Source organism: Acidiferrobacteraceae bacterium (assembly GCA_037388825.1).
Lineage (GTDB): Bacteria > Pseudomonadota > Gammaproteobacteria > Acidiferrobacterales > JAJDNE01 > JARRJV01.
This window is the reverse complement of record JARRJV010000084.1, coordinates 1-6,881: the sequence shown is the minus strand read 5'-3', so window position 1 is coordinate 6,881 and position 6,881 is coordinate 1. Positions and strand designations below refer to the sequence as shown.

Genomic DNA, 6,881 nt, shown 5'->3' with positions numbered 1-6,881 from the left:
GTGACGAACACCTCCCCATGCTGGAAGGGGCTCATGGTGCCCGGGTCAACGTTGATATAGGGGTCGAGCTTGAGCAGGGTAACCTTCAGCCCGCGGGCTTCCAGCAGTGCGGCAAGCGAGGCGGAGGCAATGCCTTTCCCCAATGAGGAAACGACACCGCCGGTAACGAATACAAATTTGGTCATGAGCCCGTTCAGGTGGAGGAGGAAGGAATGTTCCCCAAACGGAAGTAAAAACTACCAAATGCCATGGCTTTCCACAACCGCACTTTCGACGCACAAAATCGACGGGAAAACGATTCTACGCCGGTTTTCTCTCGATCCGGAGCGCGAAACCCGGTTCTCCCGAACCGGCGGCGTACGGGGCACAGACCCAGCGGTCACCAATCGCAGCCAGATCCTCGCCAACATAGAGCAATGGCAGGCGCTGGCGTTCCCAGGGAGGAATACCGGCTTCCTGAAGGAGTTTCTTGACCGGGCGACTGTGGGTCTGCCCCGGGAGCCGGCAACGCTCTCCTCCCTGGCGATTACGGACTCGCAGGGGCTGCGCCAGCCGCTCTCGGGCCAGGCCCGCGCCGAGAACGGCACGGGAATGTAGCACGATTCCGGCGGCGTGAATTTCCAACGGTTCCGAGGGGTCCCACAGATACTCGAACCCAGCCCCTTCGCCCGGGACACGTCTGCACTGCAGGTGATCCCGGTAGCGCCGCACCTCGCCTCCGGGCCAGCGAACCACAGCACGGGCCGTGGCCGAGGGATGGCGGATCTGACGGGCAATTTGCTCGATATGTTGCATCGAAGGTGACTCTCCGGCCAACCAATGGACCAGGAGATTGCGCAAACGCGGGTCGGACAGGTTTGAGCAGGCCGACAATGCGAGACCATCGCCTCGCTGGCACAGCTGCCAATCCTCCCGTGCCCGCTCTTCCAGCAGCTCGCGCTGATCCGCCAGTAGTCCCGCGCTTCGGGCGAGGACGGAGTCCACGCCGGGCCAACGGGACCGCAGGGCCGGCAACAACTCGTGGCGCACGTGATTGCGGTCCATGGCGGTGTCGCCATTGCTGGCGTCGTCCACCCATTGGAGGCCATGGGCATCGGCATAGGCGCGAATCTCCGCGCGCGTGAATCCGAGCAGGGGTCGGGCAAGCCGGCCACGGGAGAAATCTCTCACCGGCAGCAAACCGGCCAGGCCCCGGGTACCGGCGCCGCGGAACAGCCGCAGCAACAGGGTTTCGGTCTGGTCGTCGCGGTGATGGGCGGTCAACAGAAGTTCATCGGCATCCAGGTCTTGCTCCAGGAAGGCATAGCGCGCCGAACGCGCCGCCGCCTCCAGGCCCTGTCCATCCAGGAGAATGTCCAGCCGCTCGACCTTGAGTGGGACGCCCAATTCATCACAGACACCAACGCAGTACTGCGCCCACGCGCGACTTTCCGGGGAGATTCCATGATCGAAATGCACTGCCCGCAGTCGCAGGTCGCGACGATCACGCAGCCCGGCGAGCAGGTGCAGGAGTACGGTGGAGTCCACACCGCCGCTGAAGGCCAGCACCAGGGCGTGGGACGGCGGCCCGGGCAGACGGTCCAGTTCCGCCGCCAGGGAATCGACGTTCAGGACCCTAGTCTTTTTCCTGGAAGACACCGAATTTCATCAGCCGCTGGTAACGCAACTCGACAAGGCGATCGGGCTCAATGCGCGTAAGTTCGTTGAACCGGGCAATCAGCGCCGATTTCAGGGTAGCCGCCATGGCGTCCACGTCGCGCTGGGCACCACCGAGCGGTTCGGGCAGAACTTCGTCCACCAGCCCCAGCTCCTTCAGGCGCGGCGCCGTGATACCCATGGCCTCGGCGGCGGCCGCCGCCTTGTCCGCGCTCTTCCACAGAATGGAGGCGCAACCCTCGGGCGAGATCACCGAATAGGTAGAAAACTGCAGCATCAGCAGGCGATCGCACACGCCAATGGCAAGCGCCCCGCCCGAACCGCCCTCCCCGATCACCACACTGACCACGGGAACGGTGAGGCCGGCCATCACGTAGAGGTTGCGCGCGATAGCCTCGCTCTGTCCGCGTTCCTCGGCACCGACGCCGGGGTAGGCACCCGGGGTGTCGATCAGGGTAAGGATGGGCAGGCGAAAGCGTTCGGCCAGGTGCATAAGGCGCAGGGCCTTGCGATAACCTTCCGGTCGCGGCATACCAAAATTGCGATACACCTTGTCCTTGGTGTCGCGCCCTTTCTGATGACCAATGACGACCAGGGGCTTGCCATCCAGGCGCGCCAACCCGCCAACGATGGCTGGGTCATCACCATACACGCGATCGCCATGCAGCTCCTGGAATTCGCTGAGCATGCGGCCAACGTAGTCCAGGCTATAGGGCCGCTGCGGATGGCGTGCCACCTGGGACATCTGCCAGGAATTCAGGCCACCGAAGATCTGTTCCGTAAGCTTGCGGCTCTTGGCCTCCAGTCGGCCAATCTCCTCACTGATGTTTACATCGGTGCCATCGCCGGCATAGCGCAGGGCCTCGATCTTGGCCTCGAGATCCGCAATGGGTTTTTCAAATTCAAGAAAATACTGGTTCATTTGCCAAAAACACCTTTCTCTCCTGTCCGCGTCAAATCAACCCGGAACCGGGAATCGATCTAGTACACCACACGTACGCGGTCTTCCCCCGCAAGGTCGGCCAGGCGGTCGATTACCGCGGCACTCGGGTCCACGGTCCACTCCTCACCCAGCACAATCTCCGCTTCCGCATTGCCGCTGCGATAGTGGATATACACCGGGCAGGCGCCCGGTACCGCGGGTTCCAGAATCCGTTTCAACTCGGCGACAAAGCCGTTTCCGGCGCGGTCAGCGTCGACGTCGATAACAAGACGGGAGGCGAATTCAGAACGGGCCTGATCTATATTATATATCTTCTCCGCACGCATTTTGAATCCGCCGGTATATTCATCGACGCTCAGCTGTCCCTCCACCACCACCAGCGAATCCTTGGCCAGCTGTTCGCGCGCCGACGTGTAGAGATCGGAGAACACGGCCAGTTCCAGCCTGCCGGTACGGTCATCCAGGGTGACAAAGGCCATACGGTCCCCGCGGCGGGTCTGCATGGTCCGCAGACCCACGACCAGCCCGGCCACCACCGATCGTTCGGAGCGGCCGTCGAGCGCGGCGATGGTGGCTGTGGTAATGCGCGCCAGCTCCTGCTCATAGCGCGCAATGGGATGGCCGCTGAGGTACAGGCCGAGTGTATCCTTCTCGCCCTCCAGGCGCTGGTCCTCGCTCCACTCCGGCACGTCGACGAAACCGTGGGCCGGCGCCTGGATCTCGGCGGTGCCGAACATATCGCCCTGGCCCGCCTCGCGGTCCTTGCTGTGCTGGCCGGCAGCCTGCAGGGCAGTGGCCAGGGTTGCCATCAGACTGGCCCGGTGGGCGCCCAGGTCATCCAGCGCTCCGGAACGGATGAGGGATTCAAGAACGCGCTTGTTGACCTTGCGCAGATCGATGCGCGCACACAGATCGAACAGGTCCACGAACGGCCCGCCTTCCTCGCGCGCCTGCAGGATAGCTTCGATCGCCGATTCGCCAATACCCTTGATGGCCCCAATCCCGTACAGGATGGTTTCGCCATCGACCGGCAGGAACTCATAACCACAGCGGTTGATTGCCGGGACGGAGACTTCCAGGCCCATGTCGCGACATTCGGCGATCATGGTGACCACCTTGTCCGTGTTGTCCATATCGGAGGACAGCACCGCTGCCATGAATGCCGCCGGATAGTGGGCCTTGAGCCAGGCGGTCTGGTAGGCGATGAGCGCGTAGGCTGCAGAATGGGAACGGTTGAAGCCATAGCCCGCGAACTTCTCGATCAAATCGAAGATATCTGACGCCAGCTTGCCATCCACGCCCCGTTCCTTCGCGCCATTGACAAACACATCCCGCTGCTTGGCCATCTCTTCCGGTTTCTTCTTGCCCATGGCGCGTCGAAGCAGATCCGCGCCCCCGAGGGTATATCCGGAGAGTACCTGGGCGATCTGCATCACCTGCTCCTGGTACAGGATGACACCGTAGGTCGGCTTGAGAATGGCCTCCAGGCTGGGATGGGGATACTGGATACGCGCGCGTCCGTGCTTTCGATTGATGAAGTCGTCCACCATGCCGGACTGCAGGGGTCCCGGACGGAACAGGGCCACCAGCGCAACGATTTCCTCGAAATGATCGGGACGCAAGCGCTGGATCAGGTCCTTCATCCCGCGCGATTCGAGCTGGAACAGGGCCGTGGTCTTGCACGACTTGAGCAACTCGTACGTGGGTACGTCATCGATGGGGATCTGATCGATATCCAGTGGCACTTCTCCGGCGACAGCGCGCTCCCGATTGATGATCTTCACCGCCTTGTCGATGATGGTGAGATTGCGCAGCCCAAGGAAATCGAACTTCACCAGCCCAAGCGCTTCCAGGTCGTCCTTGTCGAGCTGGGAAACCAGCTGCTTGCCGCCCTGTTCACAATACAGCGGCATGAAATCCGTCAATGCTGACGGCGCAATGACCACGCCACCGGCGTGCTTGCCCGCATTTCGGGCAAGCCCTTCCAGCGACCGGGCCATATCGATCAGCTCGCGCACATCCTCTTCGTTGTCGTACCGTTCCTTGAGGGCCGGCTCCTGTTCCAGGGCCTTGTCCAGGGTCATGCCGATTTCGAAGGGGATGAGCTTGGCCAGTTTGTCGACATAACCATAGGGATGGTCCATCACCCGCCCGACATCACGCACCACTGCCTTCGCTGCCATGGTGCCGTAGGTGATGATCTGGGAGACCTTGTCCTTGCCATAGCGCTCGGTCACGTACTCAATCACACGGTCCCGCTTCTCCATGCAGAAGTCGACATCAAAATCGGGCATGGACACGCGTTCCGGATTGAGAAAGCGCTCGAACAACAGTTCGTAGCGGATCGGGTCGAGGTCGGTGATGCCGAGGGCGTAGGCCACCAGGGAACCAGCCCCCGAACCACGACCTGGACCCACCGGCACATCGTTCTCCCTGGCCCAGCGAATGAAGTCGGCAACGATGAGAAAGTAGCCGGGAAAGCCCATCTTGATGATTACATCCAGCTCGCGGGCCAGACGCTGGTCGTACTCCTCACGATCGATAGTTTCGCCCGCAGCCTCCGAGCTTGTGATCCGCTCTTGCAGCCCGGCATTCGCCTCCCGACGCAAAAGTTCGTCAATGGTCAGACCTTCCGGAACCGGAAAGTCGGGCAGGAAGTAGGTCCCAAATTGAAGCTGCAGATTGCAGCGGCGCGCGATCTCGACGGTATTCTCGAGCGCCTCGGGAATGTCCGCGAACGCCTCTTCCATTTCCCCGGACGAGCGGAAGTACTGTTGCTCCGTATAGCGGCGCGGGCGGCGCGGGTCGGTCAGTACCCGACCTTCCTGAATGCAGACCCGCGCTTCGTGCACGGAAAAATCCTCGCGTTCGAGAAAGTGAACGTGGTTGCTTGCCACAGGCGGGGTACCGGTCCGGGTCGCCAGGGCGACAGTTCCATGCACCAGTTCCTCCTGGTACGGCTGGCCGGTGCGCTGCAATTCCAGATAGAACCGATCGGGAAACAGCGTGCGGTACTCGTCTAGCAGGTCTTCCGCCAGGCGCTCATTGCCGCCGATCAGCGCCTGACCGATCTCACCCTCGTGAGCACCCGAAAGTGCGATCAGGCCGTCACTCGCGCCGCGTAACCAGTCCTTGCTGACGCAGGGCCGGCCCGAGTGTTGGCCGTCGGTATAGGCGCGACTGAGCAGACGGCACAGGTTGCGGTAGCCGTTCAGATCCTGGCACAACAACAGCAATCGCCAGGGCTTGTGATGATCGACGGGGTTCTCCAGCCAGACGTCAGAACCGATCAGGGGTTTCACCCCCGCCGCCAGGGCCGCACGATAGAACTTCACCACACCGAACAGGTTCGCCAGGTCGGTCAGGGCAACGGCGGGCATGCCATGATCACGGGCAGCCGCAACCAGTTGACGGATACGCACGGTGCTGTCGTAGAGGGAATACTCCGAATGGACGTGCAGATGGACGAATGGCTTGCTCACTGCGGTATTTGACCCCAATCGCGAGGCCCGGGAAAGCCCCATGGCCTCGGCGGCAGTTTTACAACTTTATGAATAAGTTTCAGCTATTTACTGGAATATTTTGCGGCCGTCATGTAACTTTTCGGCTGATCCTGCAATAATAAAGTAGAACGAGCCACGAAGGGCCTGCGCGTCCTTCAGAAAGGGAAAATCATACGTGTCCGCCGGATTTCTGCACCTTCCAGAGTTGCCTTCGTCACCCTGGTTCCCCAGGGTACTGAATCTCATAGCCGCCCTGCTTCTTGCCAGTGGAGCGGCCCATTGGACCTGGACCCTGATCCACCCGCCGGTGGCCCCCGTAACCCTGCCGGCCGAGGCCGCGATCCCGTCGGCGCCTGCATCGGCGGACGCATTGGTGTCGGCCCATTTGTTCGGCAAGGCCGATGTCGCCGCAACCCCCGCTCTGGACAGCATTCCGGTATCGAGTCTCAACCTGGTGCTGAACGGCATCATCTCGGCCGGCAACGACAGCCACGCCCTGATCAGCGTCAATGGCGGCGAACAGGCGCCCTTTGCAGTCGGCGACGAGGTTACGACCGGAGTCACCCTGGCCGCGGTCTACGATGACCGCGTCATCATTTCCCGCGGCGGCAAGAAGGAAAGTCTGTTGATGTATGAGGACACAGGCGGTTCCTCGGCGGCCGCACTGCCCTCGCCGGCCGCCGGTCCCGCGGTGGTTCCCATGGGGAAAAATCGCTTCAACCTGTCCCGCAGCAAGCTCCAGAACCAGTTGCGCCGGCCGGACGTCCTGGCCCAGGCCC

Annotated in this window: 5 protein-coding genes; 1 reads left to right on the top strand and 4 read right to left on the bottom strand. The window is 61.9% G+C overall.

What is annotated here, in order from left to right; all coding sequences use genetic code 11:
- The 4 genes from pyrG to dnaE form a co-directional block, all read right to left on the bottom strand.
- Nucleotides 1-185 (bottom strand): CTP synthetase (pyrG, locus tag P8X48_11770; GenBank protein ID MEJ2107981.1); only part of this gene is annotated, 185 nt, incomplete at its 3' end.
- A 115-nt stretch (nucleotides 186-300) separates the two neighbouring features.
- Nucleotides 301-1,638: a tRNA lysidine(34) synthetase TilS gene (tilS, locus tag P8X48_11765; protein ID MEJ2107980.1), complete on the bottom strand. Its 1,338-nt coding sequence runs from the start codon at nucleotides 1,636-1,638 to the stop codon at nucleotides 301-303.
- Entirely contained in the window at nucleotides 1,616-2,578 is a 963-nt protein-coding gene (locus P8X48_11760) for an acetyl-CoA carboxylase carboxyltransferase subunit alpha (protein ID MEJ2107979.1), read from the bottom strand. Before P8X48_11760 ends, tilS begins: the two co-directional genes overlap by 23 nt.
- A gap of 59 nt (nucleotides 2,579-2,637) precedes the next feature.
- Nucleotides 2,638-6,081 carry a DNA polymerase III subunit alpha gene (dnaE, locus tag P8X48_11755; GenBank protein MEJ2107978.1) on the bottom strand — a complete coding sequence of 1,148 codons (3,444 nt, stop codon included), beginning with the start codon at nucleotides 6,079-6,081 and terminating at the stop codon, nucleotides 2,638-2,640.
- Nucleotides 6,082-6,277: 196 nt separating this feature from the next.
- Between dnaE and P8X48_11750 the strand changes: the two genes are divergently transcribed.
- Nucleotides 6,278-6,881 (top strand): type II secretion system protein N (locus P8X48_11750; GenBank protein ID MEJ2107977.1); only part of this gene is annotated, 604 nt, incomplete at its 3' end.

What these genes read in the sequence shown, in the direction of transcription:
- P8X48_11760 (MEJ2107979.1), bottom strand. Translation starts at nt 2,578, where the DNA reads ATGAACCAGTATTTTCTTGAATTTGAAAAACCCATTGCGGATCTCGAG.